12 protein-coding genes and 1 pseudogene are annotated in these 12,759 nt (G+C 73.4%); 6 read left to right on the forward strand and 7 right to left on the reverse strand.

Annotated elements, in window-relative coordinates; translation table 11 throughout:
* Positions 1-100: 100 nt before the first annotated feature.
* Both CR470_RS16460 and CR470_RS16465 read right to left on the reverse strand, forming a co-directional pair.
* Positions 101-1,834 carry a SpoIIE family protein phosphatase gene (locus tag CR470_RS16460; RefSeq protein WP_179892271.1) on the reverse strand — a complete coding sequence of 578 codons (1,734 nt, stop codon included), beginning with the start codon at positions 1,832-1,834 and terminating at the stop codon, positions 101-103.
* 75 nt (positions 1,835-1,909) lie between these two features.
* Complete coding sequence (locus tag CR470_RS16465) at positions 1,910-2,659, reverse strand: alpha/beta fold hydrolase (protein WP_097868356.1); 750 nt, start codon at positions 2,657-2,659, stop codon at positions 1,910-1,912.
* A 196-nt stretch (positions 2,660-2,855) separates the two neighbouring features.
* Here CR470_RS16465 and CR470_RS16470 point away from each other — a divergent pair, with 196 nt between their 5' ends.
* The 3 genes from CR470_RS16470 (at position 2,856) to CR470_RS16480 (ending at position 5,579) form a co-directional block, all read left to right on the forward strand.
* Complete coding sequence (locus tag CR470_RS16470) at positions 2,856-3,341, forward strand: peroxiredoxin (protein WP_097868347.1); 486 nt, start codon at positions 2,856-2,858, stop codon at positions 3,339-3,341.
* 128 nt (positions 3,342-3,469) lie between these two features.
* Positions 3,470-3,979 (forward strand): hypothetical protein, encoded by a 510-nt coding sequence (locus CR470_RS16475; RefSeq protein WP_097868348.1) that lies wholly within the window; start codon positions 3,470-3,472, stop codon positions 3,977-3,979.
* 142 nt (positions 3,980-4,121) lie between these two features.
* On the forward strand, positions 4,122-5,579 hold the full coding sequence (locus CR470_RS16480) for a flotillin family protein (protein WP_097868349.1): 1,458 nt from the start codon (positions 4,122-4,124) through the stop codon (positions 5,577-5,579).
* Between the two features lie 37 nt (positions 5,580-5,616).
* Here CR470_RS16480 and CR470_RS16485 read toward each other — a convergent pair whose 3' ends face one another.
* The gene (locus CR470_RS16485) at positions 5,617-6,129 is read right to left on the reverse strand and encodes a hypothetical protein (RefSeq protein ID WP_306667799.1); all 513 of its coding nucleotides are present in this window, start codon (positions 6,127-6,129) and stop codon (positions 5,617-5,619) included.
* Between the two features lie 250 nt (positions 6,130-6,379).
* Here CR470_RS16485 and CR470_RS16490 point away from each other — a divergent pair, with 250 nt between their 5' ends.
* Positions 6,380-6,934, forward strand: a complete 555-nt coding sequence (locus tag CR470_RS16490; protein WP_097868350.1) for a YrhB domain-containing protein — start codon at positions 6,380-6,382, stop codon at positions 6,932-6,934.
* Between the two features lie 198 nt (positions 6,935-7,132).
* Here the strand turns inward: CR470_RS16490 and cobM are convergent, their stop codons facing one another.
* Positions 7,133-7,882: a precorrin-4 C(11)-methyltransferase gene (gene cobM / locus CR470_RS16495; RefSeq protein ID WP_097868351.1), complete on the reverse strand. Its 750-nt coding sequence runs from the start codon at positions 7,880-7,882 to the stop codon at positions 7,133-7,135.
* A complete protein-coding gene (gene cbiE, locus CR470_RS16500) occupies positions 7,879-9,156 on the reverse strand; it encodes a precorrin-6y C5,15-methyltransferase (decarboxylating) subunit CbiE (RefSeq protein WP_097868352.1) in 1,278 nt (425 codons plus the stop codon). The genes cobM and cbiE overlap by 4 nt, the downstream gene beginning before the upstream one ends.
* A gap of 261 nt (positions 9,157-9,417) precedes the next feature.
* Between cbiE and CR470_RS16505 the strand changes: the two genes are divergently transcribed.
* Together CR470_RS16505 and CR470_RS16510 are read left to right on the forward strand one after the other, a co-directional pair.
* The gene (locus CR470_RS16505; protein WP_097868353.1) at positions 9,418-9,828 is read left to right on the forward strand and encodes a YciI family protein; all 411 of its coding nucleotides are present in this window, start codon (positions 9,418-9,420) and stop codon (positions 9,826-9,828) included.
* A gap of 20 nt (positions 9,829-9,848) precedes the next feature.
* Positions 9,849-11,102 carry an RNA polymerase sigma factor gene (locus CR470_RS16510; protein ID WP_097868354.1) on the forward strand — a complete coding sequence of 418 codons (1,254 nt, stop codon included), beginning with the start codon at positions 9,849-9,851 and terminating at the stop codon, positions 11,100-11,102.
* A gap of 22 nt (positions 11,103-11,124) precedes the next feature.
* On the opposite strand, the gene CR470_RS16515 is transcribed toward CR470_RS16510, so the two are convergent.
* Positions 11,125-11,649 carry a discoidin domain-containing protein gene (locus tag CR470_RS16515; RefSeq protein WP_257138709.1) on the reverse strand — a complete coding sequence of 175 codons (525 nt, stop codon included), beginning with the start codon at positions 11,647-11,649 and terminating at the stop codon, positions 11,125-11,127.
* 785 nt (positions 11,650-12,434) lie between these two features.
* A pseudogene (locus CR470_RS16520) lies at positions 12,435-12,759 on the reverse strand (putative baseplate assembly protein); the annotation flags it as partial.

Consider the following 12,759-nt stretch of genomic DNA (forward strand, 5'->3'; position numbering starts at 1 on the left):
CCCCCGGTCACTGAGCGGCCACCCGCCGGGGTACGACCGTGCCGTCGCCGCCCTTCCGGGATCACCGCGGCCCCGGGCGGGGGGCCGGACAGCCTCTCCGTCACTCCGGCGGGGTCGGCCGCACCACCGGCGGGCCCTCGCGGATCCGGGAGGCCAGTACGGCGATGTCGTCCTCCGCGTCCTCGCCGAACCGGTCCAGCACCTGGTCCAGCAGGTCCTCCAGATGCCCGCCGCGCGGGAGGGTCAGCGAGGCCAGCCGCCCCACGGACACGTCGATGTCCTCACCCCGGCGCTCCACCAGGCCGTCGGTGTACATGAACAGCACGGTCCCGGGGCCGCAGGGCACGGACGCGGTCCGGTAGCCGCCGAACCCGGTGCCGAGCGGCGGCCCCACCGGCACCGGCACGACCCGGGCCCCATCTGCCCCCGGGTCGATGAAGACCGGGGGCAGATGGCCCGCGCTGGCCACCTCGCACACCCCGCCGAACCGGTCGACGACGGCGAGCAGACAGGTCGCCGCCCGGTCCACGCCCGACCGCTCCACCATGGTGTCGAGCTGCTCCAGGATCTGGTGGGGCGGCAGGTCCTCCCCCGCCAGCAGCCGCAGGAGGGAGCGGTACTGGCTCATCGCGACGGCCGCCTCCACTCCGTGGCCCATCACGTCGCCCATCGCCTTGAGGTGCCGGCCGTCCTGGAGCGGCACGACGTCGAACCAGTCGCCGCCGACGAGGACGCCTTCGTCGGCGGGGCGGTACCGGGTGGCGATCTCGACGTGCGGGTGGGGTCCCCGGGGCTCGGAGAGCAGGGAGCGCTGGAGTTCGCGGGCGATGCTGTGCTCGTGGTCGTAGCGACGGGCGTGGTCGAGGTCGACGCCGGCGCGGACGGCGAGTTCGCGGGCGACCGCCACGTCCTGGTCGCTGAAGCGGGGTGAGCCGTCCGCCCGGACGAGGGTGAGGGTGCCGAGCGGCCGGCTGCGGGCGGTGAGCGGGACGACGAGCGCCTCGCGCAGCCCGAGCGCCCGGGAGGCGGTGATCCGGTCGGCGGTGGCGGCGCTGCGCCCGCTGCCGCGGTCCTCCCAGTAGTCGAGGACCGGCTCGCTCTCCGCCAGGCAGCGGGTCACCGCGGAGTCCGCCGCGAAGTCGACGTACTCCCCGGGGTGACCGAACCGCTGCACCTGTTCGTCGAGGTCGCCGTCGCCCCGCAGCGCTGCCCGCCGGAGCCGTACGACTCCGGGCTCCGGGCGGCGTACGGAGTGCCCCACCTCGGCCGGGAACACGTCGACCGCCGCGACGTCGGCGAAGTCGGGCACCACGAACGCGGTGAGTTCGCGGCAGGTGGTGTCCATGTCGAGCGTCGTGCCGATCCGGACGGCGGCGGTGCTCAGCAGGGTGACGTGGCCGCGCGCCTCCTCCAGCTCCTCGCGCTGACGGGTGACGTCGGTGATCTCGACGACGATCGCCATCAGGCCGCAGGCCGCCCCGTCCAGGTCCAGACGGCTGTACGTGGCGCGCCAGAACCGCTGGTCCGCCGTCTCGTCCGCCGCCCAGGTCTGCCCCTGAATCGTCTCCTCGCGGGGCTTCCCGTCGGCCAGGACGGCGCGCAGGGCAGAGGCCTGACCGCGCAGCTCGGGCAGCGCCTGGGAGAACGTCCGCCCGATGTGGGAGTCGGCGGGGAGTCCGTTGATCCGTTCGAGGGCCGGGTTGACGTAGGTGTAGCGGAGATCGTGGTCGAGGATGGCGACGGCGGCCGGAGCTCCGTCGAACAGGGCCGCGACGGTCCTCGGGTCGAAGAACGACGGCATTCCGTCGTCGCACGTGTCGGCCTGCAAGAGCATGCCTCCCGCCGTCGTCGGCTCCCGGTTCTCCATCGTCGGCCGCCCGCTCCCGCACCGCATCCGCAGCGCGGCCGGTCAGCGCGGGGCGCCCGTCCGGTCCGGATACGGGCCGGGCTCGGGACCGAGGCCGAGATCGGCGTCCAGGTCGAGGGTGCCCTCGGTGGCCTCGGCGGTGGGCCGCAGGTCGAGGGCCTCGCCGACCGGGCCCGGCAGACTGCCGGAACCGAGAAGTCCGGTGACCAGCGCGGTGGTGAGCCGGTGCCAGGCGGCCGCCCGGCGGATCATGGCGTGGTCGCCGCCCCGGACGGTGACCATGCAGGTACGGGCTCCGGCGCGACGGGCCCGGGCGGTGAGGGACTGGGTGGCCTGGGGGCTGGTCATCCGGTCCCGGTTGCTGTGGACGAGGACGACGTCACGGCCCGAGAGCTGGGTGACCGGGTCCCCCGGGGGACACCAGGGGGCGAGCCCGACGACGCCCCGCACCAGGGGGTGCCCGGCGGCGCGGAGGGCGGCGCGCGCGCCCATGGAGTGGCCCAGGAGCACCACCGGCAGCTCATCGCCGGCTTCCTCCCGCAGCGCGTCGAGGGCGTCCACGGCGTCGTGGAAGGGGTCCGCGCGGGTGCCGTTCCAGCCCCGGTGTGCGTACCGCACCTGGGTCACGAGAACGTCCTCGCCGGCCGCGCGGGTGGCCCGCGCGACGGCCCGGACGAAGGGGCGCATCCGGGTGCCGGGCAGATTCAGCAGACCCGACGGCGGGGGTTCCGTCCCGGTCTCGCGGCCCCCGTGCAGGACGAGAACCGCTGCCGACGGCGGTCGTTGGGCCACGCGTACCTCCAGGTCCGGGTGCGGGGCGCGCTGCCCCCTCGCCCCGTATTCGGTGCCGAGGCCGCTCCGGATGGGCGTACGGGTCGCCGGGCCGACGGCGCGACGGGGGCGGAGTGCCGTCCACTGTACGGTCACGGTCGCGGAACCAACCGTGCCCTCAGCGCCATCCCCGTATACGACAGCGAAGGAGCCTCCCATGGCATCTGGCCCTCAACTCGGCATCGCCGCACCGGACTTCACCCTCCCGGGCGGAATCCTGTCGGGCGACGCCTTCGAGCGCGCCGACTACCGGCTGTCGTCCGCCCGCGGCCGGTCCGTGGTGCTGGCGTTCTACCCCGGGGACAACACCAGCGTCTGCACGAAGCAGCTGTGCTCGTACTCCTCGGGCATGGAGGCCTTCGAGGGTCTCGACGCCGATGTCTGGGGAATCAGTCCACAGGGTGTGGACAGCCATGAGTCGTTCGCCCGCTCCTTCGGTCTGCGCATGCCGCTGCTGGCCGACGAGGGCCGGGAGGCCGCCCGGGCGTACGGGGTCTCCGCGCCGGGTATCGGGGTGCGGCGGGCGGTCTTTCTCATCGGCCCGGACGGGGTCCTGCGCTGGAAGCACGTGGCTCTGCTCGGTGCGACGTTCCAGTCGCTCAGCACGCTCACGGACCGGTTGTCCGGCATCAAAGACGCATAAAGATTGCCGGAACCCGGCAGTGACCGAAGGAGGTGCTGTATGGGATCATCCAGCCAGATCGACGGAAAACGCTCGGGGGAAGTCGACACCAGGGGCCACAGGGGCAGCAGCGGCAGGGGAGTGATCGCGTGACCATTTTTCTCGGTCTCGGCATTGCGGGGATCGTGCTGCTCGCGCTCTCCCTGATCTTCGGCGGGGTCCTCGAAGGGCTCCTCGACGGTGTTCTCGACGGCCTCTTCGACGGGCTGCTCTCGCTTCCGGTGATCGCCGGCTTCGTCTCGATGCTCGGCTTCGGCGGGGCGATCGTGCTCGGCTCGACAGGCGCGGGAACGTTCCTGGCCACCGTCGTCGGCGTCGCCGCCGGCCTCGTGGCGGGGTGGCTCACCTGGAAGCTCAGTAAGGCCCTGATGCGCGACCAGACGCACACCACCCCGCGCGGAACCGACCTGATCGGCACCTCGGGGTCCGTCGTGACGGCCATCCCGGCCGACGGTTACGGCGAGGTGCTGCTGCGACTGGGAGGCCAGCCCGTGAAGTACGCGGCCAAGTCGGCCACGTCCGTCGCACGCGGAACCGAGATCTGGGTGGAAGAGGCGCTGTCGACCACGTCGGTCGCGGTCCGCCCGGTGGAGCGCTGACCACGCGGCCACCGAGCCTCTCCCCCGTACCCACCCTCACGCACCCGCCCGCCACACACCCACCGCAACCATCAACTCCACCGCACCGCCCAGTTCCACAACAATCTGCCGTCCCCCACGGGAGGCAGGGGGGACACATCCCATGAGTCCAGTAGTCATCGCCGTCATCGGCATCGTCGTACTCCTCGTTCTGCTCGGCCTCGTCGTCATCACGCGCTACAAGGTGGCCGGGCCCAGCGAGGCGTTCATCATCACCGGCCGCCGCGGCAAGAAGTCGACGGATCCGGTCACCGGACAGACCAGCATCGACAACAGCGGCCAGAAGGTCGTCGTGGGCGGCGGCGTCTTCGTCGTGCCGTTCGTCCAGCAGAAGTTCACTCTGGACCTGTCCAGCCGGCACATCCCGATCGCCGTGCGCGGCGCGGTGACGCTGCGCGGCGTCAAGTCGAACCTCGAAGGCGTCGCGATCGTCAAGGTCGGTGGCAGCGAGGACGCGATCCGCGCCGCGGCCCAGCGCTTCCTCCAGCAGCAGGACGGCATCGTCGGCTTCACCCAGGAGGTGCTCTCCGGCGCGCTCCGCGCGATCGTCGGCCGTATGTCGGTCGAGGACATCATCCGGGACCGGGCCGCGTTCGCCGGGCAGGTCGCGGAGGAGGCCGAGGCCAGCCTCTCCGGCCAGGGCCTGATCCTGGACGCCTTCCAGATCCAGGACATCACCACCGAGGGCTCCTACCTGGAGGACCTCGGCCGCCCGGAGGCCGCCCGCGCCAAGCAGGAGGCGGACATCGCCGAGGCCATCGCGAAGCGGGCCTCGGAGCAGGCGCGGCTGAAGGCGGCCGAGGAGATCGCCATCGCCGAGCGGACGTACTACCTGAAGCAGGCCGAGATCAAGGCCGAGACGGAAGCGGCGGCCGCCAAGGCCAACGCCGCGGGTCCGCTCGCCGAGGCCGCACGCCAGCAGGAAGTCCTCCAGGAGCAGGAGAAGGTCGCCGAGCGCCAGGCCGCACTGACCGACCGCGAGCTGGACACGAAGGTCCGTAAGCCCGCGGACGCCGCCCGGTACCAGGCAGAGCAGGAGGCGGAGGCCCGCCGCATCGCCCAGGTCAAGGAGGCCGAGGCCGACGCGGAGCGCTCGCGCCTGACCGGTCAGGGCGAGAAGCTGCACCGTTCGGCGCTGGCCGACGCGGTCCGCATCGAGGGTGAGGCGGACGCCGCGGCGATCGCCGCCAAGGGCGCGGCCGAGGCGGAGGCCATGCAGAAGAAGGCCGACGCGTTCGCGCAGTACGGCGACGCGGCCGTCCTCCAGATGCTGGTCGAGGTCCTCCCGAGCGTCGTGGCGAAGGCCTCCGAGCCGCTGAGCGCCATCGACAAGATGACGGTCATCTCCACGGACGGCGCGAGCCAGCTGGCCCGCACGGTCACCGACAACGTCGCGCAGGGCATGGAGCTGCTGACCTCGACGACGGGCGTGGACATGACGTCCCTCCTCCAGAACCTGAAGGGCCGCGTCGGTAGCACGGTGCCCGCTCCCGCCACGTCGGACGCCCAGGAGACGGACTCCTCGACCTCGGAGAACGGCGAGATCGAGATCAAGGGCTGACGCGCGAGGCCTCTGCCCGAGGCCGCATCTGTGCCTGCTATCCGTGCCCGGCAGCGACTGGTTCGCCGCCGGGCACGGTCACGTCCGCGTCCGCATCGGCGTCCCCGTCTGCCTGCGCCCCCGCCTGCCGGGCGGCGGCAGCGGCGGTGGCCGCGGCCAACCGCCCGCGCCACCCACCGAGTTGCTCCTGCGCCTGCGCCTGCCAGTCATCGGCGTCGCCCCCGAGGTCGGCGATACGGTGCTCGGCCCAGCGGGCCCAGGCGGCGGCCTGCTGGCACTCCGGGCACTCGGTCTCCCCGGCCATGGCCCGGAAGACGTGCTCGGGCCCGGGCCCGGCGCAGGTGACAAGGGGGGCAACGTACCGAGGGGCGGCAGACGGGGACGGCAGAGAGGACGGGGACGAGGACGAAGGCGCGGGCGGGGACACCGACTCCGGCTCAACGCCCCGCGCGGGCAGAACGGCTGCGGGCATCATCAGCTCCAGCCGGTACCGCAGGAACCCCACGGCGGACCGCACCCCGCCCTCCGGCAGGTTGCGGCGCGATAGCATGCCAAAGCATCCCGGTGGACCTCTTTCCACTAGTTGGGTGTAGGCCCTCGGCTCGGTGCTGTGAACACCACCGGGGGCCGCCCCATGTGTGCGGGTACACACAGAGCGTGATAGCGCAATCACGGTACGGCAGGGCGTAGTTCGCGGTGGACCATCGGCTCAAGATCCACCCGAACGGGATACGGTCGCCCGTCGAAGCCGGCAGAAAACCTGGTGGCCGATGCCGCAGTCCCTACGGGATGCTGACCGGGTGATCGAGCGAGATGCCGCGGTTCGGACCGTTGAGGAAGAGCTGGAACGCGACTACCAACGGCAGTTGTCGGCTGGGCTGGACCCGATGCGCATGGCCGTGTCGGACGTGGAGCGGCACGAGCTGGTGTGGATCGTTTTCTGGACCTCCGAGGAGTATCTGCGCACTCTGGATCCGAACCTCATGCTGGCCGGGAACGGGCCGTACCTTGTCGACCGCGTCGACGGCAGCCTGCACTGGATCAATGTCGTCTCCGCAGTGACCGACGCGTGGGAGACGGATTACCGCTCCCGGATTCGCGGGCAGGCCACGCGGACCGCGGTGGACGAACTGCACGATGAGGTCCGGGCGGTGGCAGAGGCGCGGGGAAGGATTCACGCCATGCACATCCTGCGCCGCAGCGTGCCGGCACTCTCCCACGCTCAGACCATCGAGTACGTGACCGCCTTGCAACGCGGAGACGCTCCGGCGCACCTGACAGAAGTCGCCACCGGAGAACTGGTGCCGCCGACCGACCCGTTCCTGTCCGTCACGACTGTCCGCGGAGCACCCTGACCACCCCAGCCGTCATGGCGCGAGGAACCAGAACCACCACTGGTGGAGAAGATCACCCATGAGCCTGCCGCTCCACCTGGCGTTGCAAAGCCCGAACACGTCCAACCTGGATCAGCCGCAGCTGCTCAGCGCCCGTCCTCGCCGGGACGGCACGGAGTGTACTGGGAGGAATCGGCGGCCCACAGCGGGCCGTCGACGTCAGCACTCCCCCCGGTCCCGCCCCACCGCATACAGGTGGCTGTCCCGGAACTGCTCCGCGCCGAGCGTCCGGCCCACCATGATGACCGCCGTCCGGATCACCCCCGCCGCCTTCACCTGCTCGGCGATCGAGTCCAGCGGGCCGCGCAGGATGATCTCGTCCGGGCGGGACGCCATCGCCACCACCGCCGTCGGGCAGTCCGCCCCGTAGTGCGGGAGCAGTTCTGCCACCACCCGGTCCACGTACCGCGCCGCCAGATGCAGCACGATCAGTGCGCCGCTGCGGCCCAGCGTCGCCAGGTCCTCACCCTCCGGCATCGCCGTGGCGCGCTGCGCGATACGGGTCAGGATCACCGTCTGGCCGACCGTCGGGACCGTCAGCTCACGCTTCAACGCCGCTGCCGCCGCCGCGAACGCGGGGACGCCAGGCACCACTTCGTACGGGACCCCCGCCTCGTCCAGGCGCTTCATCTGTTCGTTCACCGCGCTGAACACCGACGGGTCGCCCGAGTGCAGCCTCGCCACGTCGTGGCCGTCCGTGTGGGCCCGGACCAGCTCGGCGGTGATCTGCTCGATGTCGAGGTTCGCCGTGTCGACCAGGCGGGCGCCCTCCGGGCACTCGGCCAGCAGCTCGACCGGGACCAGGCTGCCCGCGTACAGGCAGACCGGGCTGGCGGCGAGGATCCGGGCGCCGCGCACCGTGATCAGGTCGGCCGCGCCGGGGCCCGCGCCGATGAAGTACACCGTCATGATCGATCTCCCTTGTACGAACGTGCCCCGGAACCCGAGGGCTTGACTGCCGACCACTGCGTTACGGGCATGGCCTGACGCCAGCCGGTGAAGCCGCCGACCGGGACGGCGTGGGCCACCGCGAGGCGCACCAGCTCGCCGCCGTGCGCCTTGTGCCGCCCGGCCAGCAGCGCCTCCGACTCCAGCGTCACCGTGTTCGCGACCAGCCGGCCCCCCGGGCGCAGCGCCTCCCAGCACGCGTCGAGCAGGCCCGGCGCGGTCAGGCCGCCGCCGATGAACACCGCGTCCGGCGCCTCCAGTTCGGCCAGGGCCGCCGGTGCGGGGCCGGTGACGACCTCCAGGGCCGGGACTCCCAGGCGTTCCGCGTTGCGGGCGATCCGCTCGGCCCGTACCGGGTCCCGCTCCACGCTCACCGCCCGGCAGGACGGGTGCGCCCGCAGCCACTCGATCGCGATCGAGCCGGAGCCGCCGCCCACGTCCCAGAGCAGTTCTCCCGGCGCGGGCGCCAGCGCTCCCAGCGTGGCGGCCCGGACGTGGCGCTTGGTGAGCTGGCCGTCGTGCTCGTACGCCTCGTCCGGGAGGCCCGGGACCGTGCCGAGCCGCAGCGCGTCCGCCGTCGCCCGGCAGTCGATCGCGATGACGTTCAGGCGGTCCCCCGGGGGCTGCTCCCACGTCTCCGCGAGGCCGTCCACGTACGCCTCGTCCTCGGCGCCCAGTCGCTCCAGCACCCGCAGCCGGCTCGGGCCGAAGCCGTGCGCCGTGAGCAGCGCGGCGACCGTGGCGGGCGTGCTCGCGTCCGCGCTCAGGACCAGCAGCCGGCGGCCCTCGTACAGCGACGCCGCCAGGCGTGCCGCCGGACGGCCCACCAGCGTCACGACCTCGGTGTCCTCCAGCGGCCAGCCGAGGCGTGCGCAGGCGTACGAGACGGACGACGGGTGCGGCAGCACGTGCAGCCCCTCCGGGCCCAGCTCCTCCGCCAGCGCGCGCCCGATCCCGTAGAACATCGGGTCCCCGCTGGCCAGCACCGCGATCCGGCGCTCCCGGTGCTCCGCGAGCAGCCGGGGGACGGCCGGCCTCAGCGGGGACGGCCAGCTCACCCGGGCGCCGGCGCACTCCGGTGGCAGCAGGTCCAGCTGGCGCGCCCCGCCGATCAGCACCTCCGCCGCGCACAGCGCCTCCCGTGCCGTACGGGACAGGCCGGGCCAGCCGTCCGCGCCGATCCCCACGACGGAGACGGGGTGCGGGGGAGCGGCAGGGGCAGGAACGGCAGACACGGTCGGGACCTCGTTCGGAGGAGGAGGGAGGAGGAGGGAGGAGGAGGGGAGGGGGAGGGGATGAGGAGGGCGGAGGGGACGGAGGGTGAGGCGTGGGGCAACGCTGCCGAACTTTACTGAACCTCGCCTTCCACCCCCTCCAGCGGGTGAATCCGGAAGAAAGTTCGCGCGTGGTGTCGAGAACCCCGCACCGGCCCCGACGTCCCCTGTGTAAGAGGAAAACCGAACCACGAGCGAACGAGCGACCAGGAGGCGACGGTCATGAAGTATCTGGTGATGGTCCAGGGCAGCCAGGCGGACTACGACGCGCAGACCGGCAAGGGGAACGCGGACAGTCCGGCCTGGGACGAGAAGGCCATGCAGGAGATGTTCGCCTACATGGGCAGCATCAACGACGACCTCGCCGAGTCGGGCGAGCTGGTCACCGGCTACGGGCTGCGGGAGCCCGCCTCGGGCCGGGCCGTCAGCCTCGACGCCGAGGGCCGTCCGGTGATCTCGGACGGGCCGTACAGCGAGACGAAGGAGCTGCTCGCCGGGTTCTGGGTGCTCGACTGCGAGAGCCTGGAACGGGTGACCGAGATCGCGGCCCGCGTGGCACGCTGTCCGCAGCCGGCCGGGGCGCCCGACTACCCGGTGCTCATCCGGCCCGTCGACGGCGGGATCGACGACTGACACGACACCCTGGGACGCGGATGGACCGTACGGCCGACGTCATCATCGAGGACCTGCTGCGCCGCCACGCGCCGCAGGTCCTCGGCGCGCTCGTGCGCCGGTACGGGCACTTCGACCCGGCCGAGGACTCCGTACAGGAGGCCCTCATCGCGGCCGCCGAGCAGTGGCCGCGGGACGGGGTCCCCGACAACCCGCGCGGCTGGCTGATCCGGGTCGCCTCCCGCCGCCTCACCGACCGGCTCCGCAGCGACGAGGCCCGTCGCAGGCGGGAGGAGACATCGGCGGCCCTCACCCCCGCGGACGCGTTCGTCGCGCCGCCACCCGGGGAAGACCCCTGCGGCCTGGGCCGGGCCCCCTCCGAGGACGACACCCTCACCCTGCTCTTCCTCTGCTGCCACCCCGCGCTCTCCCCCGCCGCCCAGATCGCGCTCACCCTCCGCGCGGTCGGCGGTCTCACCACGGCGGAGATCGCCCGCGCCCATCTGGTGCCGGAGGCGACGATGGCGCAGCGGATCAGCCGGGCCAAGCGGACGGTGCGCGGTACGCGGTTCCGGCGGCCGGACGCCCAGGACCTCGACCAGCGGCTCGGCGCCGCGCTCCAGGTCCTCTACCTGATCTTCAACGAGGGCTACACCGCCACCGCCGGCCCGAACCTCCACCGCACGGACCTGGCGCGCGAGGCGATCCGGCTGACCCGGGCCGTCCGCAGGCTGCTGCCCCACGAGGGGCGCGTGACCGGGCTGCTGGCGCTGATGGTCCTCACCGAGGCGCGCACCCCGGCGCGCACCGGGCCCGACGGCGGCCTGATCCCGCTCGACGCACAGGACCGGGCGCTCTGGGACCGTACGGCCATCGCGGAAGGCACCGCACTGGCCGAGGAGGCGCTCGCCCAGGGCCCGGCCGGGGACTACCAGCTCCAGGCCGCCATCGCCGCCCTCCACGACGAGGCGGAGCGCGCGGAGGACACCGACTGGCCGCAGATCCTCGCCCTCTACGACCTCCTCGTGCGGCGCACTCCCGACCCCGCCGCCGCGTTGGGCCGGGCGGTCGCCGTGGCCATGGTGCACGGGCCCCGGGCGGGGCTGGCGGAGGTCGACGCCCTGACGGGGACGGTGGAGCCGCACTTCCGCCTCGACGCCGTACGCGGGCATCTCCTGGAGCGGGCCGGGGAACCGGACGCCGCCCGCGCCGCCTACCGCGCGGCCGCCGACGGCACGCTCAGCGAACCCGAGGCCCGCTACCTGCGCATGCGCGCGGACCGGCTGAAGCCGTAACGAGCCTCCCCCGTACGACCGTTCACTCCCGCCGCCCGAAGAACTCGATCTCCGCGACCGCCGTCCGCCGGCCCTCCCCCGAGCCGTACGCCGACTCGACGGTGAGCCGGGCCTTGACCGTGTCCGAACCCCGTACGTCGAAGGTCTGCTGGCCCGCCTGGTCGCGCAGCCGGATCGTCCGGTCGGTCTTCTCCCCGTCCTTCGACGTCAGCTCCACCGTGAGCCGCGCCGGGCGGCCCTGCGTCAGGAACTCGTTCTGGCGCGCCGACGTCCCGGAGAACACCACGATCTTCATCATCCGCACCGGCTGCGCGAAGTCGCACTCCAGGTGCTCCCCGACGCCTTCGCCGGTCTTCTCCGGTGCCCAGTAACGGTTGTTGAACCCGTCGAACGCCGCAGCGGCCGGGTGCCCGCCCGCCTCGCTGGAGCCCCGGCAGACAGCGGGCGGCACGGACTCCGGGGTTCCGGTCTCCTCCTTGGCGAAGCCGAACAGGCCCGAGAGATGCGGCAGCGCGAACCACACGCCCACCGCCAGCAGGATCAGCACGATGGGCAGCCCGACCCTCGGCCGCCGCCACCCGCGCCGGGGACGCGCCCCCGCCACGCGCGTCTGCCGGGGCCGGCGGCGCAGGATCCGCCGCCACCACGGCAGCCGGCCCTCAGGAGCGGGCCCGGGGTCCAGCAGCAGGGCGCAGCGGATGCACAGGGTGCGGCCCGGGGCGTTCTCCGTACGGCAGTTGGGGCAGACGACCGGCGCGCCGACGGGTTCCGGGCGGGCCGGCTCGGTGGCGGTCCCCGGCCCGCTGTCCGGCCACGCGTCAGGACCGGGAGCCGGACCGGGCGGTCTTTCGCCCGGGCGCCGGGGGGCCGCTGCCTCCGGTGGCGCCGGCGGCCCGGGGCGCGTCGCGGACGCCGGAGGCAGCGGTGCTGTTAAGGGCATGGGCGCGGGCGCCGCCACGGGGGCAGGCGCCGGCGGCGTCACGAAGGGAGGCGCGGACGGTGCGGACGGTGCGGTGTGAGGGGGAGCGGGTGGTGTCCTCGGAGCCGGTGGCGTCCCCGGGGCGGGCTGGGGCGGCGTCGCGGGAAGGGGGCCGGAGGCGGGCCGTGCCCCTTGAACAGGCGGCGTTACGGGAGGGGGTGCGGGCGTGGGCCGTGCTCCGGACGCGGGCGCAGGCGCGGGCGAGCCGGACCCGGCAGACCCGGCGGAACCCGCAGACCCGGCAGGCGCGTTCGGCGCGGGCGGGTCCTCCCCCGCCTCCCACCCCAGAAACGCCTCGCACGCCACGCAGAACTCCCGCCCCGGTGGGTTCCGGTGCCCGCACTCGTCGCAGATCACAGCAGCTCCAGGGTGAATCCGACGTGCGCCGGGACCTCCGCGCCGATCAGCTCCTCCAGCCGCACCCGGTCCGGCTGCCGGACGCCGGCCCGCTCCCCGTCCCCGCCGCCATCGGCCACCGTCCGGATCCGGATGGTCACCCAGGGGCGGTCCTGGCCCGGCAGCGGGGTGCCGGGGCCGGTCGACCAGGCGGTGCCGCCGCTCTCGACGATCTCCGGTTCCGTACCGGTCTCCAGCCGGAGCGCCTCCGCCAGGCCGCCCACCGTGCCGCGCCGGGCGTGCCGGGCGACCGCGCCGCGCACCTGTCTCTTATACACATCT

Source organism: Streptomyces sp. rh34 (genome assembly GCF_002551245.1).
Taxonomy (GTDB): domain Bacteria; phylum Actinomycetota; class Actinomycetes; order Streptomycetales; family Streptomycetaceae; genus Streptomyces.

Excerpts from the sequence above, each read along its gene's own strand:
- CR470_RS16460 (WP_179892271.1), bottom strand. The coding sequence starts at position 1,834 with ATGCTCTTGCAGGCCGACACGTGCGACGACGGAATGCCGTCGTTCTTC.
- CR470_RS16470 (WP_097868347.1), top strand. The coding sequence starts at position 2,856 with ATGGCATCTGGCCCTCAACTCGGCATCGCCGCACCGGACTTCACCCTC.
- CR470_RS16480 (WP_097868349.1), top strand. The coding sequence starts at position 4,122 with ATGAGTCCAGTAGTCATCGCCGTCATCGGCATCGTCGTACTCCTCGTT.
- CR470_RS16485 (WP_306667799.1), bottom strand. The coding sequence starts at position 6,129 with ATGCTATCGCGCCGCAACCTGCCGGAGGGCGGGGTGCGGTCCGCCGTG.
- cobM (WP_097868351.1), bottom strand. The coding sequence starts at position 7,882 with ATGACGGTGTACTTCATCGGCGCGGGCCCCGGCGCGGCCGACCTGATC.
- CR470_RS16505 (WP_097868353.1), top strand. The coding sequence starts at position 9,418 with ATGAAGTATCTGGTGATGGTCCAGGGCAGCCAGGCGGACTACGACGCG.
- CR470_RS16510 (WP_097868354.1), top strand. The coding sequence starts at position 9,849 with ATGGACCGTACGGCCGACGTCATCATCGAGGACCTGCTGCGCCGCCAC.